The sequence below is a fragment of the Natronomonas salsuginis genome, from assembly GCF_005239135.1.
Classification (GTDB): domain Archaea; phylum Halobacteriota; class Halobacteria; order Halobacteriales; family Haloarculaceae; genus Natronomonas; species Natronomonas salsuginis.
Genome location: NZ_QKNX01000003.1, coordinates 1 through 17,556 on the forward strand (window position 1 = coordinate 1; position 17,556 = coordinate 17,556).

The 17,556-nt window shown below is 64.6% G+C and carries 24 protein-coding genes; 11 read left to right on the top strand and 13 right to left on the bottom strand.

Translation table 11 applies throughout. The features are described from left to right. The 4 genes from DM868_RS08295 to DM868_RS08310 form a co-directional block, all read left to right on the top strand. The coding region (locus DM868_RS08295) for a PIN domain-containing protein (RefSeq protein WP_137276416.1) at positions 1-358 on the top strand (358 nt) is incomplete at its 5' end. 218 nt (positions 359-576) lie between these two features. Then, positions 577-1,194: a class I SAM-dependent methyltransferase gene (locus DM868_RS08300; RefSeq protein ID WP_137276807.1), complete on the top strand. Its 618-nt coding sequence runs from the start codon at positions 577-579 to the stop codon at positions 1,192-1,194. 237 nt (positions 1,195-1,431) lie between these two features. Further along, the gene (locus DM868_RS08305) at positions 1,432-1,704 is read left to right on the top strand and encodes a hypothetical protein (protein ID WP_137276417.1); all 273 of its coding nucleotides are present in this window, start codon (positions 1,432-1,434) and stop codon (positions 1,702-1,704) included. A 156-nt stretch (positions 1,705-1,860) separates the two neighbouring features. Further along, positions 1,861-2,511, top strand: a complete 651-nt coding sequence (locus tag DM868_RS08310) for a GDP-mannose 4,6-dehydratase (protein ID WP_137276418.1) — start codon at positions 1,861-1,863, stop codon at positions 2,509-2,511. A 182-nt stretch (positions 2,512-2,693) separates the two neighbouring features. On the opposite strand, the gene DM868_RS08315 is transcribed toward DM868_RS08310, so the two are convergent. The 7 genes from DM868_RS08315 to arcS form a co-directional block, all read right to left on the bottom strand. Next, a complete protein-coding gene (locus tag DM868_RS08315) occupies positions 2,694-2,954 on the bottom strand; it encodes a DUF3194 domain-containing protein (RefSeq protein ID WP_137276419.1) in 261 nt (86 codons plus the stop codon). Between the two features lie 4 nt (positions 2,955-2,958). Continuing rightward, positions 2,959-3,363: a prefoldin subunit beta gene (locus DM868_RS08320; protein WP_137276420.1), complete on the bottom strand. Its 405-nt coding sequence runs from the start codon at positions 3,361-3,363 to the stop codon at positions 2,959-2,961. A gap of 65 nt (positions 3,364-3,428) precedes the next feature. Beyond that, the gene (locus tag DM868_RS08325; RefSeq protein ID WP_137276421.1) at positions 3,429-3,788 is read right to left on the bottom strand and encodes a hypothetical protein; all 360 of its coding nucleotides are present in this window, start codon (positions 3,786-3,788) and stop codon (positions 3,429-3,431) included. Beyond that, positions 3,785-4,045, bottom strand: coding sequence for a hypothetical protein (locus DM868_RS08330; RefSeq protein WP_137276422.1), 261 nt, complete (start codon positions 4,043-4,045; stop codon positions 3,785-3,787). The genes DM868_RS08325 and DM868_RS08330 overlap by 4 nt, the downstream gene beginning before the upstream one ends. 3 nt (positions 4,046-4,048) lie before the next feature. Continuing rightward, complete coding sequence (locus tag DM868_RS08335) at positions 4,049-4,330, bottom strand: ubiquitin-like small modifier protein 1 (RefSeq protein ID WP_137276808.1); 282 nt, start codon at positions 4,328-4,330, stop codon at positions 4,049-4,051. A gap of 20 nt (positions 4,331-4,350) precedes the next feature. Further along, the gene (locus DM868_RS08340; protein WP_137276423.1) at positions 4,351-4,737 is read right to left on the bottom strand and encodes a hypothetical protein; all 387 of its coding nucleotides are present in this window, start codon (positions 4,735-4,737) and stop codon (positions 4,351-4,353) included. 106 nt (positions 4,738-4,843) lie between these two features. Further along, positions 4,844-6,598 (bottom strand): archaeosine synthase subunit alpha, encoded by a 1,755-nt coding sequence (gene arcS / locus DM868_RS08345; RefSeq protein WP_137276424.1) that lies wholly within the window; start codon positions 6,596-6,598, stop codon positions 4,844-4,846. A 129-nt stretch (positions 6,599-6,727) separates the two neighbouring features. On the opposite strand from arcS, the gene DM868_RS08350 reads away from it, so the two are divergent. Beyond that, positions 6,728-7,480: a coenzyme F420-0:L-glutamate ligase gene (locus DM868_RS08350; protein ID WP_137276425.1), complete on the top strand. Its 753-nt coding sequence runs from the start codon at positions 6,728-6,730 to the stop codon at positions 7,478-7,480. Then, positions 7,477-8,463 (top strand): 5,10-methylenetetrahydromethanopterin reductase, encoded by a 987-nt coding sequence (locus tag DM868_RS08355; protein WP_137276426.1) that lies wholly within the window; start codon positions 7,477-7,479, stop codon positions 8,461-8,463. The genes DM868_RS08350 and DM868_RS08355 overlap by 4 nt, the downstream gene beginning before the upstream one ends. Here DM868_RS08355 and DM868_RS08360 read toward each other — a convergent pair. Beyond that, positions 8,417-8,638 (bottom strand): hypothetical protein, encoded by a 222-nt coding sequence (locus tag DM868_RS08360; protein WP_137276427.1) that lies wholly within the window; start codon positions 8,636-8,638, stop codon positions 8,417-8,419. The two genes, DM868_RS08355 and DM868_RS08360, sit on opposite strands and share 47 nt — an antisense overlap. 80 nt (positions 8,639-8,718) lie before the next feature. Between DM868_RS08360 and DM868_RS08365 the strand changes: the two genes are divergently transcribed. Further along, on the top strand, positions 8,719-9,036 hold the full coding sequence (locus tag DM868_RS08365; protein WP_137276428.1) for a DUF7573 domain-containing protein: 318 nt from the start codon (positions 8,719-8,721) through the stop codon (positions 9,034-9,036). A gap of 47 nt (positions 9,037-9,083) precedes the next feature. After that, entirely contained in the window at positions 9,084-9,929 is an 846-nt protein-coding gene (gene hisG / locus DM868_RS08370; protein WP_137276429.1) for an ATP phosphoribosyltransferase, read from the top strand. 17 nt (positions 9,930-9,946) lie between these two features. On the opposite strand, the gene DM868_RS08375 is transcribed toward hisG, so the two are convergent. After that, positions 9,947-11,140 (bottom strand): lycopene cyclase domain-containing protein, encoded by a 1,194-nt coding sequence (locus tag DM868_RS08375; RefSeq protein ID WP_137276430.1) that lies wholly within the window; start codon positions 11,138-11,140, stop codon positions 9,947-9,949. A gap of 103 nt (positions 11,141-11,243) precedes the next feature. Then, positions 11,244-11,807: a TATA-box-binding protein gene (locus DM868_RS08380; protein ID WP_137276431.1), complete on the bottom strand. Its 564-nt coding sequence runs from the start codon at positions 11,805-11,807 to the stop codon at positions 11,244-11,246. 137 nt (positions 11,808-11,944) lie between these two features. Between DM868_RS08380 and DM868_RS08385 the strand changes: the two genes are divergently transcribed. Continuing rightward, positions 11,945-12,292, top strand: a complete 348-nt coding sequence (locus tag DM868_RS08385) for a hypothetical protein (protein ID WP_137276432.1) — start codon at positions 11,945-11,947, stop codon at positions 12,290-12,292. A 654-nt stretch (positions 12,293-12,946) separates the two neighbouring features. After that, entirely contained in the window at positions 12,947-15,160 is a 2,214-nt protein-coding gene (locus DM868_RS08390) for a PKD domain-containing protein (protein WP_170964461.1), read from the top strand. Positions 15,161-15,202: 42 nt separating this feature from the next. Here DM868_RS08390 and DM868_RS08395 read toward each other — a convergent pair whose 3' ends face one another. Continuing rightward, positions 15,203-15,628, bottom strand: a complete 426-nt coding sequence (locus DM868_RS08395; RefSeq protein WP_137276434.1) for a universal stress protein — start codon at positions 15,626-15,628, stop codon at positions 15,203-15,205. A 103-nt stretch (positions 15,629-15,731) separates the two neighbouring features. On the opposite strand from DM868_RS08395, the gene DM868_RS08400 reads away from it, so the two are divergent. Beyond that, the gene (locus tag DM868_RS08400; RefSeq protein WP_137276435.1) at positions 15,732-16,241 is read left to right on the top strand and encodes a universal stress protein; all 510 of its coding nucleotides are present in this window, start codon (positions 15,732-15,734) and stop codon (positions 16,239-16,241) included. A gap of 111 nt (positions 16,242-16,352) precedes the next feature. Here the strand turns inward: DM868_RS08400 and DM868_RS08405 are convergent, their stop codons facing one another. Together DM868_RS08405 and DM868_RS15095 are read right to left on the bottom strand one after the other, a co-directional pair. Further along, positions 16,353-17,342: a YeiH family protein gene (locus DM868_RS08405; RefSeq protein ID WP_137276436.1), complete on the bottom strand. Its 990-nt coding sequence runs from the start codon at positions 17,340-17,342 to the stop codon at positions 16,353-16,355. Further along, positions 17,336-17,473 (bottom strand): hypothetical protein, encoded by a 138-nt coding sequence (locus tag DM868_RS15095; protein WP_170964462.1) that lies wholly within the window; start codon positions 17,471-17,473, stop codon positions 17,336-17,338. The genes DM868_RS08405 and DM868_RS15095 overlap by 7 nt, the downstream gene beginning before the upstream one ends. Between the last annotated feature and the right edge of the window lie 83 nt (positions 17,474-17,556).

Consider the following 17,556-nt stretch of genomic DNA (forward strand, 5'->3'; position numbering starts at 1 on the left):
TTGTCTCCCACCGTGTCGGCTTCCTCCCCGGCCGACTGGCGTCGTCCTTCCGACTCGGCGTCGAAAGCCCTCGCTCCTTGAGGCCGGGGGCTCCGCCTCGAAAGACGCTGAAAAGCGCCGGACGGTCGATACAGTGCTCGATTCGTATCCCATCGCGGGCATGACGCCACGGATTTCTCGGCGCGCGGGACGACTGCTTGGCGAACGGATGGCCGCTGCGAATGACGGGGAGGGATCAAGAATCGCGAAAGGCGACGCGGTGATCGCTGCAACGGCTCTGGAACGGGGCGAGCCGGTCCTCACAGAAGATAAACACTTCAGAAACATCTCCGGGATTACGCACGAGACATACCGGTGAGTCACCGCTATAGCTAGCTTCCATGCTACTGACGAAATGACACGTCTACGAGCGGGGCGATCCGAGTACGTCGGGTCGTCGGAAGCCTCCGTCTTGCCGGTGGCGAAGAGCCGCTTGTGTCTCGAACGAATTGATCTCGGTGCAGTCCACCGTACAACCGTCCGGACACTGATCCCACGAACCATTTACCTCCGGCCCCCGTTCCCTCTGACATGGAGATAAACCCCGACGACAACCATCGCACCTGGGCGGAGCGCTCCGAGGAGTACTCGCCGGAATACTACGCCGAGATCGGGGCCAACGAGGTGAGCGAGACGCTCGCCGCGGTGTTCGATCACTACGTCGCCTCCGGCGCCGCGATCTTGGAGTTGGGGTGTAGCTCCGGTCGTCACCTCGAACACCTCCGCAAACAGGGATACACAGACCTCACCGGAATCGATCTCAACGACAACTCCTTCGAGGTCATGGCCGAGTACTTCCCCCGGCTCATCGAGACCGGGACCTTCCACACGGGCGCGATCGAGGAGTACCTCCCGACCGTGCCCGACGACCACTTCGACGTTGTCTACTCGGTCGAGACGCTCCAGCACGTCCACCCCGACGACGAGTGGGTCTTCGAGGAGGTTGCCCGCGTCGGTTCGGATCTGGTGATCACGGCCGAGAACGAGGGCAACAGCCCGGATCGCGGCCGCGTCGATTCGAAGGTGAGCACCGTCAACGACGACTTCCCGCTGTATCACCGCGACTGGAAGGCGGTGTTTTCCGAACTGGGGCTGGCGCATCTGCTCTGTGAGTCCGGCAAACGCGATACGGTTCGCGTGTTTCGGGCGGTTTGAGGCCCGTTCGACCGCGGTGAACGGGACATCCGTCAGCCCGAAGAGGGGGGTCCAGACCCCGGTCGTCCGATCGGGGGCACCGATCATCTCACCCGAGAATAAAGTAGCATAATAACAATATAGCGTGGCGTCAGATTCGATGAAGACGTCAAAAGCACCTTATAACTGTTACCGGAGCGTCCGATATAGTTCAATAACGACAATACTAATGTGTGTCGAGTGCTATGTAACAGTGTGATGAACAAACAAAAGTGTAATACCGCTGGAACGGTGTTCGTGTTGGTCCAAGGGCTCGTGGCCGCGCTCTTCCCTCGGTCGAGTAGCAGGTTCGTGAAGAAGATGATCGGCATGAACTTCGAAAACGCCGCCGAACTCAAGCCGAAGCCAGCGTACGTCCGGCAGTTGCGCGCGATCGGCGTCGGCATGGTCGCCGCGGCGGGGACCGATCTTCTCCTGCAGAGTGTCGAGAATACCGACGACGAGAGCCAAACCGACGAGGACACCGAGTAGCGACGGATCTACATTGAGATCTCCCCGCACGAGGACTCCACCGTCGGGGGTCTCGTGACGGTCATTTCGAACCGAGACGGTGGACGGCTGTCCCGGGTTGCCCGAAGACGGGGCGATTCCGGGCGACTTTTTATCCGGCGGATGGGATCGAACGCCATGCACGTTCTCGTTACCGGTGGGGCAGGGTTCATCGGCGGCCATCTCGCGGAGGGGTTCCTGGCGGACGGTCTCGACGTGACCGTCCTCGATATGATGGATCCGTTCTACGATCTCGGTATCAAAGAACACACCAGAGACGTCCACCGCGAACTGGCGGCCAAGCGAGGCGTCGACTATTCGTTCGTCGAGGGCGACGTTCGCGACGCCGACCTCGTCGACGAGCTCGTCGCCGACGCCGACTACGTCTATCATCAGGCGGCGAAGGCGGGCGTCCGCCCGAGCGTCGAAGCGCCGCGCGAGTACGACGAGGTGAACGTCGACGGCACGTTGAACCTCCTCGACGCCGCCCGCAAGACGGACATCGAGCGGTTCGTGATGGCCTCCTCGTCCTCCGTCTACGGCGGCCGCGAGGAGTACGTCCCGTTCTCCGAAACCGACCCGACACTGCCCGTCTCGCCGTACGGGGCGTCGAAACTCGCCGCCGAGCGCTACGACGCCGACGCCGAGCACACCCACGCCGACACGACGAAGGCACAGGCGCTATTGGGATACGATCCAGAGCACACGATCCGTGAGGGCGTGGCGAAGTTCATCGCGTGGTATCGCGAGAACCGCGAGTGGTACGAGCCGCTCGTGTTGGCGTCCTGAACTATACACGCATACAGACACCGTGGTCATAGTATATACCCCGTCCTACTCGCTCACGGCTTCTTCTTACCCAATATAATAGAGATCGTATCCTGCATACGCCCTCTCTTCAGCGTGCGATTCCTACCAATCGCTGATGGATTCAACAGAGCCCGATAAGAAGTTCCCGCGAATCGCGGGTTTCAGCGCCCGAACAGTTCGTCGACGGCCGTCTCGGCCGCTTCGACGGCCTCCCGAACGACCGCCTCGGGATCGGGGTCGTCGGGCGCGTTGAGGTACACATCGACCTCGAGTATCCCGTCTTCGAACCGGACGGTCACGTCGAGATCCGTCACCTCGGACTGTTTGTACCGCGAGAGGACGACCCCCTCGGCCGCGTCGGAGGCGGCCTCGACGACCGCCTCGTCGGTCGGCTCCGATTCGGACGCACCCGCGTTTGTCACGGCTCTACGCGCCGCCCGCGCCGGGGCCGCCCGGTCCCATCGGTCCGCCGCCGGGGCCGCCCGCACCGCCCTGCAGCATCTGCTGGAGCTCCTCTTGGAGGCTCTCGAACTGCGTTCGGACGCGATCTTCCTGTTTCTTCAGCGTCTCGACGCGGATCTCGAGGCTGTCGACTTTGTCTTCGAGGTCCTCGTGGGCCTCGTCGTAGTCGGTCTCGATGAGGAGTTCGCCGACCTCGCGGTACATCTCGGTCTCGCCTTCGATGCCGTCGAGCGTTTCGAGCGCCGTCTTCGACGACTGCAGTTGGCTCTCGGCCTGCTGTTTCTGCTGGGCGACCTGCTGTGCTGTCTCCTGAAGATCCTGGAGCTCCTCGATCTTCTCTTGGGCCTCCGGGGGAAGATTGCCTTGCATACTCGAACCTGGGATTCACGACGGAAAAACCCCCACTTTTCGATCGCGACACGTCCGAACGTCGCTCACCCGATCACGACGACTTCGCGCACGTCCAGTGCGGTCTCGAACTCGGCTCGACGACCGAGTTCGCCGCCGAGCTGTCTGAGGTGTTCCGCGTGGGCGCGCCGGAGCGCCGCCCACTCGCGGCGTTCGAGTCCGAGCTCCGCGCCGAGGTCGGCCCAGTGGCCCTCCTCGACGAAGAAGACCACCTGTCCGTTTTCCTCGTGGACGCACTCGTATCGGCGGCCATACTCGTCGCGTCTCGTCTCCAACGTCGCCTGCGCCCGGTCGACGAGTTCGGGCAGCCGCTCGCCCGAGACGGAGGCTTTCGCGGCCGCGAGGACGATCGCGTTGCCGTCGAGCGGCCCGCCCGTTCCGGTCATCCGCCGGCTCGCATGGCCTTCTGGGCGAACCGTTCGACGACCGGTCCGAGCGTCGACTCGTCGCCCTCGAAGTGGATCCGCACCTCGTTGAGCGTTATCGAGCCGACCGGGTTCACCGTTCGCTCCGAGAGCTCCGCCGTCCAGCCATCGCTTTCGATCCGATCGCTCACCTCGTCGGCGCGCTCGCCGCCGAGCGTTTCGAGGTACTGGACGGCGAGTCGCTTCGAGATGCCCCGGAACTCGCGCGTTTCCTCCATCGCCTACCCTCCCGCGACGGGCGGGAAGACGCTCAGCGTGTCGCCGTCCTCCATGACCGTCTCGGTTCCCTCGATGTGGATCACTTCCCGCCCGTTCTTCAGGACGCTCAGCTGCGGTTTGATTCCCCCCTCGTCGTCGAGGATGTCGCCCGCGACCTCGGGAAACTCCGATTCGATCGCCGCGAGCACCTCGCCGACGGTCGTCCCCGCGTCGAACTCCCGTTCGATGACTTTCTGGCCAACCGCGGCTCTGAACGTGGCGAAAAACCGCAACTCGAGCTCGATCGGCTCGTCGATCGCCCCGCTCATAGGTCCGAGAGCCGAATGCCGTCCTCGACGAGGCGAGCGTTGCGTTCGCGGTCGAGCCGTGTGGCGAGCCACTCGTGTTCGTACAGTTGCTCGATGAGGTCCGCATAGAGGTTCCGCCACGCGATGGCGAAGATGGGCGATTGCCCCCACGCCCGGAGTTCGGGGACGAACGCGTGAAAGCGCTCGACCCGGTCCTCGAAGTGTTCGATGATGTCGAGGATGCGCGCGGCTGCGTCGCCCTCGTCTTCGGCCGTCTCGACCGCGGTGGCGACGCGCGCGTTGTATCCCTCGACGGCGCGCTGCATGTCTTGGCGGGCGTTCGCGCCGTCCTCGGGGAGCGAATCGAGAAGCGGCTGGGGAACGCCGAGCTGGATCTCGTCCATACTCTGGGGTGGCGTGCCACGAATAAAAAGGTGGGTAGGGCGACCGTCACTTGCCTCGAAGCTCGCTCCGCTCGGCTATCGTTTTCCAGCTGAAGAGTTCCGTCGTTCAGCGCTCCCTACAGTGGCGCACGTCGACCGCGATCCCGCGGGTCGACTCGACCATCGCCCGCCCGTGACAGGTCGCCCGGCCGACGCCGAACGCCTTCGGCCCCTCGAAGACGACCTCGTCGCCCGGTCGAATTGCCTCGTCGGCGGCGGTGATCCCCGGCGCGAGGACGCTCCCGCTGGGGACGAACCCGTCGATCTCGACGCGTTTCGTCGGCGCGTCGCTGTCGATCCACGCCCGCGCCCCGGCGGCCGTCAACGAGAGCGTGCCGTACTGCGGAACCATCGTCGCCAGGTGGTCGCCGTCGCCGTCGCGGACCCGCAGTTTCGGGTAGATCCCCTCGGTCGTCACGTCGGGGCCGAACACTGCATCGCCCGCACCGTCGCCGAACTGGAAGTCCGCGATCGCCCGCACCGTCGCGGCCTCGCGCTCGCTCTTGTAGTAGCTCGACTCGCCCTCAAGCGCCGAATCGAGCGCCGCGAGCGACTCGTCGGTCGTCGGATGGTCGGCGACGGTGTACTCGAACTCGACGCCGAGGGAGTCCTCGACGCGCTCGCAAATTTCGCGGTAGCCCTCGCCGGGGACGTGCGCGATGTGGCGGTCGTAGTCGGCGCGTTCGAGGTACGCTTCCAAGACGGTGGCGACGAACTCGATCTCGGTCGCCGTCCACTCGCCGGTCACGACGCTGTCGTAGTGTTGGGCCGGGTACGTCGTTTCGAGCTCGTTCGGCACGACGCCGATCGGCGAGGTCATCGAGACGATGTGGCCCCGATAGCCGATCGCGCGGCTGAACTGCTCGTGGCTCTGCGATTCGCTGTAGGGTTTTCGCGCCGAACACGGCACCAACACGAGCGGCGCGTCGAGGCGGCGGCGATACCGGCTCGTCACCCGCTCGGCGAAGCGCTGGATCTCCGGTCGGCGGAGCGAGTCGTCGGTCGCCGCCAGCAGCTCGTTGCGCCGGAAGACGGGGGTTCGCTCCTCGACGTAGCCGTACTGCTGATCGAGCAGGCGGAACGTCGCCGTCAGCCACACCTCGTGGCGGGCCTGCCCCTCGACGTAATCACGGAGGCGGCCATCGGCGATCCGGCGACGGACGCGGGCGAGTTCGGCGCGGAGGGCGTTCGCGTTGTGCTCGGCGCAGTCGCCGCGGTCGAACGCCTCGACTGACCGCTGGCAGGCCGGACACGCACACGGCAACTCGTCGAGATCCTCGAGGAACGCTTCGCCGTCGCCGGTGAGGTAAAATCCCTCAAGTCCCCGCGCCCTGGCGTGTTTCTCGTCGAAAAGGTCACAGCCCGCATACGCGAGCGTGGCGACGTTCGCCGGCGTCGCGACGCCGGGGACGTACAGCGCGGTGTCGTCCGGGACGGCCTCGCGAACCGAGCGCACGGCGTCGACGAACGCCTCGGCGTGACCCGCGTACCCGCCGGCGTTCGACAGCACGTACGCGTCCGCGCCGTGGTCGGCCGCGGTGCCCGGCGAGACGACCGCGGCGCTCGGGAACTCGACGTCGGGATACTCGACGGCGAAGGCCTCCTCGACCGGCGCTTCGGTGCCCGGCGGCAGCGCTCGGTGCGGTAGGATCGTCAGCGTCGCCTCGTCGCCCGCTGGCATCGGCTGTTCCTCGTGCCAGCGACTGCCCGCGTCCTCGACGACCGCGTCGACGAGCGCCGGCGTCGAGAGCGGGTCGGCGAGTCGCACTTCTCCGCGACGGGCGGCGCCGTCGCGGCCGTGCACCTCGAAATACTCGGTCATACGCCCCGTCGTCGCCGCGGGGGTAATTGTTCGTCGGTTCTCGCCGCCGATCGGACGCCGCTGAACGCCGGGGGCGACCCGTCTCCGGTATCGCGCGCTTTTTTACTCGTTCGACCCCTCCACGGCGACATGAAGACGCGCGCGGTTTCGGGACTGCCGGAGATACACGCGGGTGACGACCTCGCGGCGCTCATCGACGACCGGTTCGACTTCGAGGAGGGCGACGTGCTCTGTCTCGCGAGCACCGTCGTCTCGAAAGCCGAGGGACGAAAGGCCGATTTCTCGGCGTTTCCGCCATCAGAACGGGCCGAATCGATCGCCGAGCGGCTCGAATCCATCACGGGCGAGTCGAAGGACCCCCGCTTCGCACAGGCGGTCATCGAGGAGAGCGAGGAACTGCTCACCGACGCCCCCTTCCTGCTCGCGGTGACGCGGTTCGGGCATATCACGGTCAACGCGGGGATCGATCGCTCGAACGTCCCCGACGCGGACCTCCTCCTGTTGCCGGAGGATCCGAGCGCGTCGGCGGAACGGCTCTCGGAGGCGCTCGGCGTCCCGGTCGTCGTGACCGACACGTCGGGGCGGCCCTTCCGATACGGCCAGCGCGGCGTCGCCGTCGGCTGGGCCGGCATTCCGGCCTCGCGCGACTGGCGCGGCGAGTTCGACCGCGACGGCCGCGAACTCGGGGTGACCGTCCAGTCGGTCGTCGACGAACTCGCCGGCGCGGCGAACCTCGTCGCAGGCGAAGGGAACGACGGGACGCCCGCCGTCGTCGTTCGCGACTGGGCGTTCGGCGACCACGCCGGCAGCGAAGAACTGTTTCGCCGCGAGGAGGACGACATCGTCCGCGAGGCGCTCCGCAACTGGGAGTTCGACGGATGATCGGGATCGAACTCACCCCCGAACACCCCGTGCGCCGCATCGCCGACCTCGGCGAGCGCGCCGAGGCCAACGGGTTCGACACCGCCTTTTGCTCGTCGCACTACAACAACCGCGACCCCTTGCTCGCGCTGGATCGCATCGCTCGACGGACCGATTCGATCCGCGTCGGCCCCGGCGTCGCGAACCCCTATGAGACGCACCCCGTGACGCTCGCCTCGCGCGTTGCGACGCTGCAGGAAGCCTCGGGCGGTCGCGCCGTCTTCGGGATCGGCGCGGGCGACCGATCGACGCTCGAGAACCTCGGCTACGACCACGACCGCCCGCTCCGCCGCGTGTTGGAGGCGTTCAAAGTCGCCGAGGACCTCTTCGCGGGCGAGCGCGTCGATCACGACGGGACGTTCCGCGCGCACGACGCGGGGCTCAACTTCGACGTCGAGGGGTCGATCCCGATCTACGTCGGCGCGCAGGGGCCGCACATGATTCGGATGGCCGCGAAACACGCCGATGGCGTCCTGTTGAACGGCTCACACCCCCGCGATTTCGCGTGGGCGGCCGAACAGGTCGAGGCCGGCCTCGACGAGCGCCCCGACGAACGCGGCGCGTTCGACTTCGCCGCCTACGCCTCGGTTTCTGTCGCCCGAGACGGGGACGCCGCGAGGGAGGCCGCCCGTCCGCCCGTCGCCTTCATCGCCGCCGGGGCGGCCCCGCCGGTGTTGGACCGCCACGGGATCGACCGCGAGCGAGCCGAGACGATCGGGACGCACATCTCCGCGGGGGAGTTCGAAGCCGCGTTCGGCGCGGTGACCGAGGAGATGACCGAGGCGTTCTGCATCGCGGGAACGCCGGAGGAAGTGACCGAACGCATCGACGCCGTCCTGAGACACGCCGACAGTTTCGTCGCCGGCTCGCCGCTGGGGCCGGACCTCGACGAGGCGATCAGGCTGGCTGGTTCGGCTCTTCGGCACCGGTCAGACCGCGCTTGATCGACGCGACGACCGCGCCGAGCGTGGCGACGCCGAAGACAGTCACCGAAAAGCCCGTGATGATCGCGCCGCTGAGCAACATCGCCGCGACGAGCGGATCGACGCTCGCGATCTCGGCGAACTGCTCGATCGCTCCGACCGTGTTCTCCCGAATTCCGCTCTCGATTTCGACCATATCGCCCCGTTGAACCGAACCTACTTGTGTGTATCCGTCTCGTCCTCACCGTTCAAGTGGATCGACCCCTACGTGGTGGTATGAAGGACGCCTCGATAGACGACTTTCTCGACGGGGGCGAACGCGACGGCGAGGACGACGAGCGGGATGCGAACGGGCGTGAGGTCGGCGGCGAGGGGGCGGACGGGCACGCGAGCACGGGAGACGAGGGAGCGGATGCGAGCGACGAAGCGACCGGACGCGACGGCGGCGACGATCCGAGGCACTCGGTCGAGCCGGCGACCTCGACGTACGCGTGGTCGCCCGACGGGCCCGTCTGCGCCGACTGTGGGGACGCCGTCGACCGCCGCTGGCGCGACGGCGATCGGCTCGTCTGCGCGGAGTGTAAGGCGTGGTAGCGCCGCGGCTCCGATAACGAAAAGACCCGTCGCCCGCAAACGGTGGTATGCGTATCGCCGTGCCCAACAAGGGGCGTCTCCACGACCCGGCGCTGAAACTGCTCGAACGCGCCGGTCTCCACGTACAGGACGGTGCCGACCGGAAGCTCTACGCGAACACCGTCGACCCCGACGTGTCGGTGCTGTTCGCCCGCGCCGCCGACATTCCCGAGTACGTCAGTGACGGCGCGGCGGCGCTCGGAATTACGGGGCTCGATCAGGCGACCGAGTCAGATGTCGAGTTAGTCGACCTCCTCGACCTCGAGTTCGGGAGCTGTCGGCTCGTCCTCGCCTCCCCCGAAGAGGGCGGCGTCACCTCGCCCGAGGAGCTCTCGGGCGGCACCGTCGCCACCGAGTTCCCGACGATCACCCGGAACTACTTCGAGGAGATCGGCGTCTCCCCGGAGATCGTCGAGGTCTCGGGCGCGACCGAACTGACGCCGCACGTCGATATCGCCGACGCGATCGTCGATATCACCTCGACTGGGACGACGCTGCGGATGAACCGCCTCTCGATCGTCGACGAGGTGCTCGGATCGTCGGTCCGGCTGTTCGCCGATCCGGCGGTCGCCGACGATCCGAAGATCGCACAGATCAAGACGGCGTTCCGGTCGGTCCTCGACGCCGATGGCAAGCGATACGTGATGATGAACGTCCCCGAAGACGCCCTCGACGACGTGAAAGAACAGATCCCCGGGATGGGCGGCCCGACCGTGATGGACATCGCCGGCGGGGACGGGGTCGCCGTCCACGTCGTCGTCGACGAACGCGAGGTGTTCGAGGTGATCCCCGATCTCAAGGCCGCCGGGGCGACGGATATCCTCGTGACCGAGATCGAGCGACTGGTGCCCTGACCGTCAAGCGGATCGCGCTATGCGGTTCGCGACTCCGTCTCGGGGACCGACGCCCGGGCGCGCTTTTCGAGCGTCTCGTGAATCCCCAAGACGAGCGCCGGCACGACGATCATGAACAGATGTTCCTCGATCGGGATCCCGAACAGCTCGTAGCCCGTTCGCATCGCGATCTCGAAGACGCCGACCTCCAGGGTGTACCAGTCCCACAGATACGCGATCGGATACAGCACGACGATCGTCCGGGCCGCGCTGCGGAACGCGTTCGCGTGGGCGAGCAGCCCGAACGCAACCGCACCGAAAACGACCTCCGTGGCGAGGTAGGTGTAGGGGCCCAACGCGGTGATATCCGGAAGCGCCGTCCCGGAGAGTGGCCGAAACCAGACTGCCACGAGCAACAGCGCGAGAAAGACGTACGCCCCCCGAACCAACAGCATCGTCGCGAGCGTCGGCTCCGCTCGCCGGGCGACGAGGACGACCGAGCCGAAGGCGAGCGCGGCGATCGGCGTCGACGGCGGGAACCGGCCGCTTACGGTCCCCCAGAGGACGCCGACGATCCCGAGCCACAGCAGATACGTCGCCAGCGCCCGCCCGCGGCGCCGACCCAACGCCACGGCGACCGTTCGCTTATCGATCGATCGGTCGTACGCGTAGTCCGTCTCGTCGTCGATGATCTTCACGCCCGCGAGCGTCACGAGGAACACGAGACAAAAGCCGAGTATCGGTGCCGTCACGGCGGTCGTCTGGACGTAAAAGCCGCCGAGGATGGCGAGCGCGATCCCAGTCGGATAACCGAGCGTCGTGGTGAGCGGGTTCGTGTCGAGCTGTGGGGCGTGGAGGTAGCCGATGACCCACGTCGGAAGCGTTACGAGCGCCGCGCCGGGCCCGACGAGCGCCCAGAGCGCGAGCGCGCAGGCGGCGAAGCCGACGGCGGCGGCGACGAGCGCGAGCCGACAGCCACGAACCGTCATCGGGTGGTCGTCGTCCTCGCCGCGCCGGTAGAAATCCACGTAGCCGTCCTTGACGTGCGCGGTGTACACCGCGAAGAACATCGCAGCCATGTGGAGCGCCCCGACGCCGAGCGTGAACTCGCCCGCGACGGCCGCGCCGAACCACGAAGCGGCCAGCGGTGGCAGCATGAACACCGGATGGATCTGCGATCCCAGCGCTCGCAGATCCGCCCGCACCCCCCGATCGTGCCGAGCGATTGCCATGTGTCAACAAGGCACTACTCGGGGTTAAGAATGGGGGGACGCCCCGGCCGCCGCTCGCGGTTGGTGAGAAACGGACCGCAGAGAAAGAGATCGACCGTCGCCGTTAGCTCTCGAGCAGGCCGAGCTCCTCGAGTCGGGAGACGATCTTGTCGACCGCCTCTCGCGCGTCGTCGGGCTCTTTGCCGCCCGTGATGACGAGTTTGCCGGAGCCGAAGAGCAGGGCGACGACGTCGGGGTCGTCGAGGCGGTAGACGAGACCGGGGAACTGCTCGGGTTCGTACTCGATGTTCTCGAGACCGAGACCGATCGCGATGGCGTTGAGATTGAGATTGCGACCGAGATCGGCGCTCGTGACGATGTTCTGGACGACGATCTCGGGGTCGTCGTCGACCTGAATCTCGAGTTCGCGGAGCTTATCGAAGACGATTCGGAGCGACTCGTGTACGTCATCAGTCGATTTCGCGCCGGTGCAGACGATCTTTCCGGAGCGGAAGATGAGCGCCGCAGATTTCGGGGTCTGTGTCCGGTAGACCAGTCCGGGGAACTGCTCGGGATCGTAGTCCGCGCCTTCGAGGTCCATGGCCACGCTCTGCAGATCGAGCTCCTGACCGATGCCCGTCGACGCGACGACGTTCTCGATATTGATAGTCTCCTTGGGATCCTTCATGACTCGACTTAAATCACGTATTTAAGGTTTATAAATGTAGGTGGTCGTTTCCCGCGCGACACAGGTGACCGGTTCGAGTGGCCGAGCGCGATCGCACGATCGAACCTGTTTTGCCGTCCGCTCCGAAATAGCTCGCCGTGAGCGCAGTCGACGAGTGGGAACGGCTGCTCGAATCGGCGGGCGAGCTGACCAGCGAGGCCGCCGACAGAATCATCGCCGCCCACGGCGACCGCGGCGTGACGGCCATCGAGGCCGTCGGCGAGCGGCGGGTGAAGGGGTATCGGGACTTCACCGTCGTCGTCGGCCACTCCGAGGAGTACGTCGTCGAGGGCGAGGGCTGCGACTGCGAGGACAGTCAGTACAACCTCGATCCCGAGGACCCCACGCAGCTGTGTTGGCACGTCATCGCCGTGAAGATCGCCACGCGGATCGACGCCGTCGATCACCACGACATGTGGTACTCCGAGGTCCGCGAGTTCCTTTGAATATGTTAGGCGTCGTCGACCCCTGTAGTGATCGATCGGTTCGAACCGCCCGTTGACTGGCAGCATAGCGCTTTTCATGGCGATGCTCTCTCGTCGCTTTCTGCGAATTCAACGGGGGCAATTCACCGGGCTGACAGCTTCTAAGCGGAATTACGGCGTATTGGCCGGGGGCAACCGGTACCACGGGAGCTTTTGAGGAAAGCGTCGCTCAACGTTCATGATCCAGACAGATTACGACAGCGTCACACCGATCAGTGGTCTTTGTGTACGCTGATAGTTCTATCAACATTCTTATCAAACAACCTGAAACGTGTGTCGGCTGAACCGGACTAATCGCAACTGTGAGACTCTTCAGATTCGATCTTGCCACTAGCCATGCGGACGCGTTTCAGCGTCCACAGAGGGTTCCGCAGAGATGACACCGCTGTCCGTTACCCCATAGAACTATATCACAGAGAAATAAATACATTCCTGATTTTCGACAATAGCATGAAACATCTATTTCACACCACGCTAACGATTCTTTTCGCCGCCATGGTCGTTTTCGCCGCCGTCCCGTCGATGGGGGCGACTACACCGGCTCCCCCGCCCGCTGATCAACAACCGTCACCGGAAATAAGGCCTTCCGTAGACATGAGCGGAGCGCTGTCACCGATGACGAACGTCGAGTTCAAGACGGAGGGATCGGGGGCGGTAGACGAGCTGGTCGTTGTCGAGCGTGTCGACCGTGATGGCGACGGCTACGCCTCGGGATTCCAGCTCAAAGTGGTTAGCGACACGCGCCCGAAAGACCCGAAAGAGAACGGCCAAGCCGGACGGTCAACGGCCAAACTGTTCTCGGTCCTCATCGGTGGCCCATTCAAGAAGCTGCACAATTTCTTCACCAAGGAAGCTTCAGACGAGTTCTTTACTCCCGGACAGGTGATGAGCGCGACCACCACGGACGGAACTCGCGACGTCGGGACCTACCGGCCGGTTGGGCCAAAGCGGTACTTCGGCCCTGGCGAGAAAACCGACGAGACACCGCTGTACGTCGGGACCGCCCGCGAGGACAAAGTGTGGTCACACGAGAGCCACGCCGTCGAAATGTCGCGGTTCCTCGGGCCGGACGAGGGGCGAACGACCATTGAACACATAAGGCTCGAAGCCTGCTGGGACCCCGAAGCGAGAGGGTCGCTAACGGGCAAGGACTTCGACGCCTGTCTCCAGCCGACGGATATCCCCGACGAAGGCTTCGCCGCTATCTTGGACTCGCTCTACGGTACTCCACCGTTCATTTTCACGCCCGAGAAGCCACTGAAAGTCGAGTCGCCGGAACAGGACCAGACTGAGACGATGACGGTCACCTCGAACGTCGACGGAGCGGTCGTCACAATCGATAGAGAACGGGTCGGGACAACGCCGTGGACTGGTGAGGTCCCGACCGACGTGGGTAGGGACGGCCCGGTTCGCGTCACCGTGGCCGACCGGGGATACCTCCCGGAGACGCGTCGCATGGCCGAGCCACGCGATATCGACACGCGGCTGACGAAGATCGAGCAACCCATAACGGTTCGGACTGCGACGCCGGGGGCGACCGTCTTTGTCGACGGTGAGGTCGTCGGAGTGACACCGTGGAGTGGAGAGCGGTGGGTCGAAGGATCCTACGACGTGTTCGTCAGCGCCGATGGAAAGGCTCCGCGCCAGTTCACCGGCGTCAGGGCCGGCGATACCATCTCGACCGAACTCGTGAACGACAGTCTGATCACCAGCATCACTGAACCGTCACTCGACGACACATCGCCCAGCGGCTCGACCGATACGTCGACTGAGACGACGGGCGACAACAGTTCCGAGTCGGAACTGATGGTCACGAACACAGACCTGACCGCCGCGGCACTCGAAGCGGACCTGCGCCAGATACGAGACGTCGAGTTGATCGCTTCACGGTTCGAGGCGAGTGAGACGACGGTCGGCGTCCGCGAACCGGTGACGCTGACCGCGGGACAATCCCACAGTCTCCTCGGTAGCATCACGGCCTACGAGTGGTCCTTCGGCGACGGCAGCACCACAGGTCGGCTCTCAACCTCGAGTCGGACACACGCCTACGCCAGCCCGGGGACGTACACCGTCGAGCTAACAGTCCGGGACGGCAACGGAAACACGGACACGTCGACGAAGACGATCACTGTCGAAGACACATCACCGCAAGCCGTGTTTGCCCCGAGTACGTTCGATGCGCGGACGGGCGAATCTGTGTCGTTCGACGCCCGTGGGTCGACCGACGCTGAAGGCCCCATTAGTTCGTATCGCTGGACGTTCGGCGATGGGTCGAGTGCGACCGGACCGACGCAGACACACGCCTACGCGAGTGGTGGGATCTACACCGTTCGGCTGACGGTCACCGACGACGGCGGGAACACTGCTGTTCGTGAAAAGATCGTTACCGTCACCGTGCCGAACGCGCAGCCGATCGCCGCGTTTACCTCATCGGTCGACCGGGAGGCCGGTACCGTGACGCTCGACGCGAGCGCGTCCAACGACGACGACGGGACAATCACCCAGTACGTCTGGTTCTTCGAGAATGGAACGGTGATGACGGGCGAGCGAGTCACCTACGACGCTCCAGCGACGGACTCACGTGACGTCGAACTGTTAGTCATCGACGACGTGGGTAGCTCTGCGACGGTAACAGAACCCGTCGAGAACGCTGCCGAGGGACGTACCAAGACGACGCCAACAACGACCGCGGCCGCTCCCTCGACAACCGACGATACCCCTGGCGAACAGACGAGCACGGCGACTGCTCCCCCGACCGAAGAATCGGACGAGGGGATACTCGATATGCTCGGGAAGTTGCTCCGGGAACTTACCGACGCACTCGGGTAATGAGACCACTCTAACTCCATCCACCGAGGGCTTCTCCGTACGTCACTCGGTCCGACTGGGAAAAACCATCACCGGGATATCGGCGTCCCGCACCAGTCGACTCCCGGGGTCGCCGGCGAGCGTTCGGCTCCACGTGTCAAGGTCTCTGGGCGTAAATGCCATCAGCGTTGCCTCGAGTGTGCCGATCGCGTCGATGATGGCTTCCGAAACGTCCCGCCCTTCGAGCGTCACCCATTCAATTGTGAGGTCCTGTCGGCCCAGGACAGCGATAAACGTCTCGTAGATCTCTTCTGCGAACCGGTCTCGTCCCATCGCAACCGTCGTTCCAGCAGCCTCACCTTGGGTGACGTGGGTGATGATGAGCGTGGTTTCCTCGTCGAGATAGGGACGAATCGCCCGGGCAGTTCGTTCAGCGTCGTCCGGATCGGCAAGCGGGAGCAGGATCCGATCGAACAGCGTTTCATCCATACCCTGTTTGGGGAGTCGTCTCTCAAAAGCGTATGGCCACACGCTATCTCATCGTTTGGACAAGAATCCGAGCAACTTTCTGTACCGTCGGAAAAGTTAGGGTATGACACTGGTCGTTCCGTTCGATGGGTCTGACCTCGCTGAAGCAGCACTTGTCCGGGCAACTGAGTTCGGGAGCGTATTTGACGAAGATGTGCTAGCTGTAAGTGTAATCCCAAAAGGAAATAAAGACTATGCCAGAGAACACGGCTGGGTCAGGCAGGACGAAGAGTTTGATTTGGAATCTGTTGTGTCAAAATTACATAATCAAGTTGCAGACCTATGTCCAAGTGCTGATTTCCGACATAAAGTTGTAGATCGCTATGCTCCATCTGGCTCTATAGCGAAACGTCTGGGAAAAGTGGCACGGGAAGAGGACGCCTCAATGGTCTTCCTCGGTAGTGAGAATGCCGGCCATCTCGTTTCAGCGGTGGGTAGCGTAGGGTCAACTGTTGCGACAGATGAGGCCTACGATGTCGTCATCGTTCGACATCGGAGCCCTGCTAAAATTGCCAAGCTCAAAAATGCCTCGCCGGCGAAAAACCCGAAGTCGGATTTTTATCTCCCCGAGTGAACGCCGAATCTATCGAACGTAGGGTGTTCACAGGTTGTCGGATTCATCCCTGCGGTGAACGGCGAGGCTTTCTCCTTGATTCTCCGTAATCGCGAACGATCCTGTCGGATCTTATAACACTGCGAGCGCGACCGACAGCGACAGCGCGCTCACGAGCACGATCGTCGCGAACACGACGAGCGCCGGGCGGATCCCCGTCCGTCTGAGGTCGTCCAGTCGGATCTCCGTCCCGAGGCCGACGAACGCGAGTAAGAATAGCCAGTCGACGGCGTTCGAGATTGACGCTTGCTGTCCCGGCGAGAACGCACCGAGACTCGCGAGCGCGACGAGCGCGAGAAAGCCGAGGACGAACGTCGGAACGTTCGCCCAGAGGACGCGAGGCGACACCGTTCCGTCGGCTTCGCGGCGCGCGTAGTAGGTCGCGTAGCCGAGCGCGACGACCCCGATCAGGGCGTTGCGCGTGAGTTTCGTCAGCGTCGCCCACTGGCCGGCGGCCTCCGAGTGGGCGAACCCGACGGCGACGACCGGGCCGGTCGAGAGCATGCTCACGCCCGCCCAGACGCCGAAGACGTTCGCGGGGAGGTCGAGCAGCGAGCCGACGATCGGGTAGACGACGATCGTGATCGCATCCACGAGCAGGACGACGCCGGCGGCATAGGCGATCTGCGTCTCGCGAGCGCGGACCGCGCCGCCGACGGCGACGACCGCGGAGACGCCGCAGATCCCGGCTCCCGCGGCGAGCAGCGAGCCGAGCCGCTCGGGAAGCCCGGCCACGTTCCGGGCGATCACTTCGACGGTGGCGACGGTGGCGAGCACCGTCCCGAGCAGCAAGAGGAGGACGGTGCTACCGGTTTCGAGGACCGGCTCGACCGTCAGCGACGCGCCCAAGAGGACGATCCCCGCGGCGAGCCAGACGCCGTGCGTCGCCGTTCCCGGGCGGAGTCGGTCGGGTATCCCGACGACGTTGGTCGCAAGGACCCCGAGACCGATCGCGAGTAGCAGTTCGTTGACCCCGACGACCCCCGACAGGCCGCGAGCGACGAGCGCGCCGAGACAGAGGGCGAGAAATCCGGGGATCGCCTCGAGCGTGTCCGCTACCATGGAATGTCGACGCCGAACAGCCCGACCAGAGCGACGATCGCCGCGCCGACGAGGACGCCCTGCCAGTCGGTATCGAGATCGCTCCAGCGAGTGAGCGTCCCCGCGATCAGTTCGCTCGGATCGCCGCGCATACCACTGCTATGACGAACCTCGATTGTATAGGTACCGTTCTCCGTCGTAGGTAGCGGATTTTATCTCCGGCTTTGAACCCGGG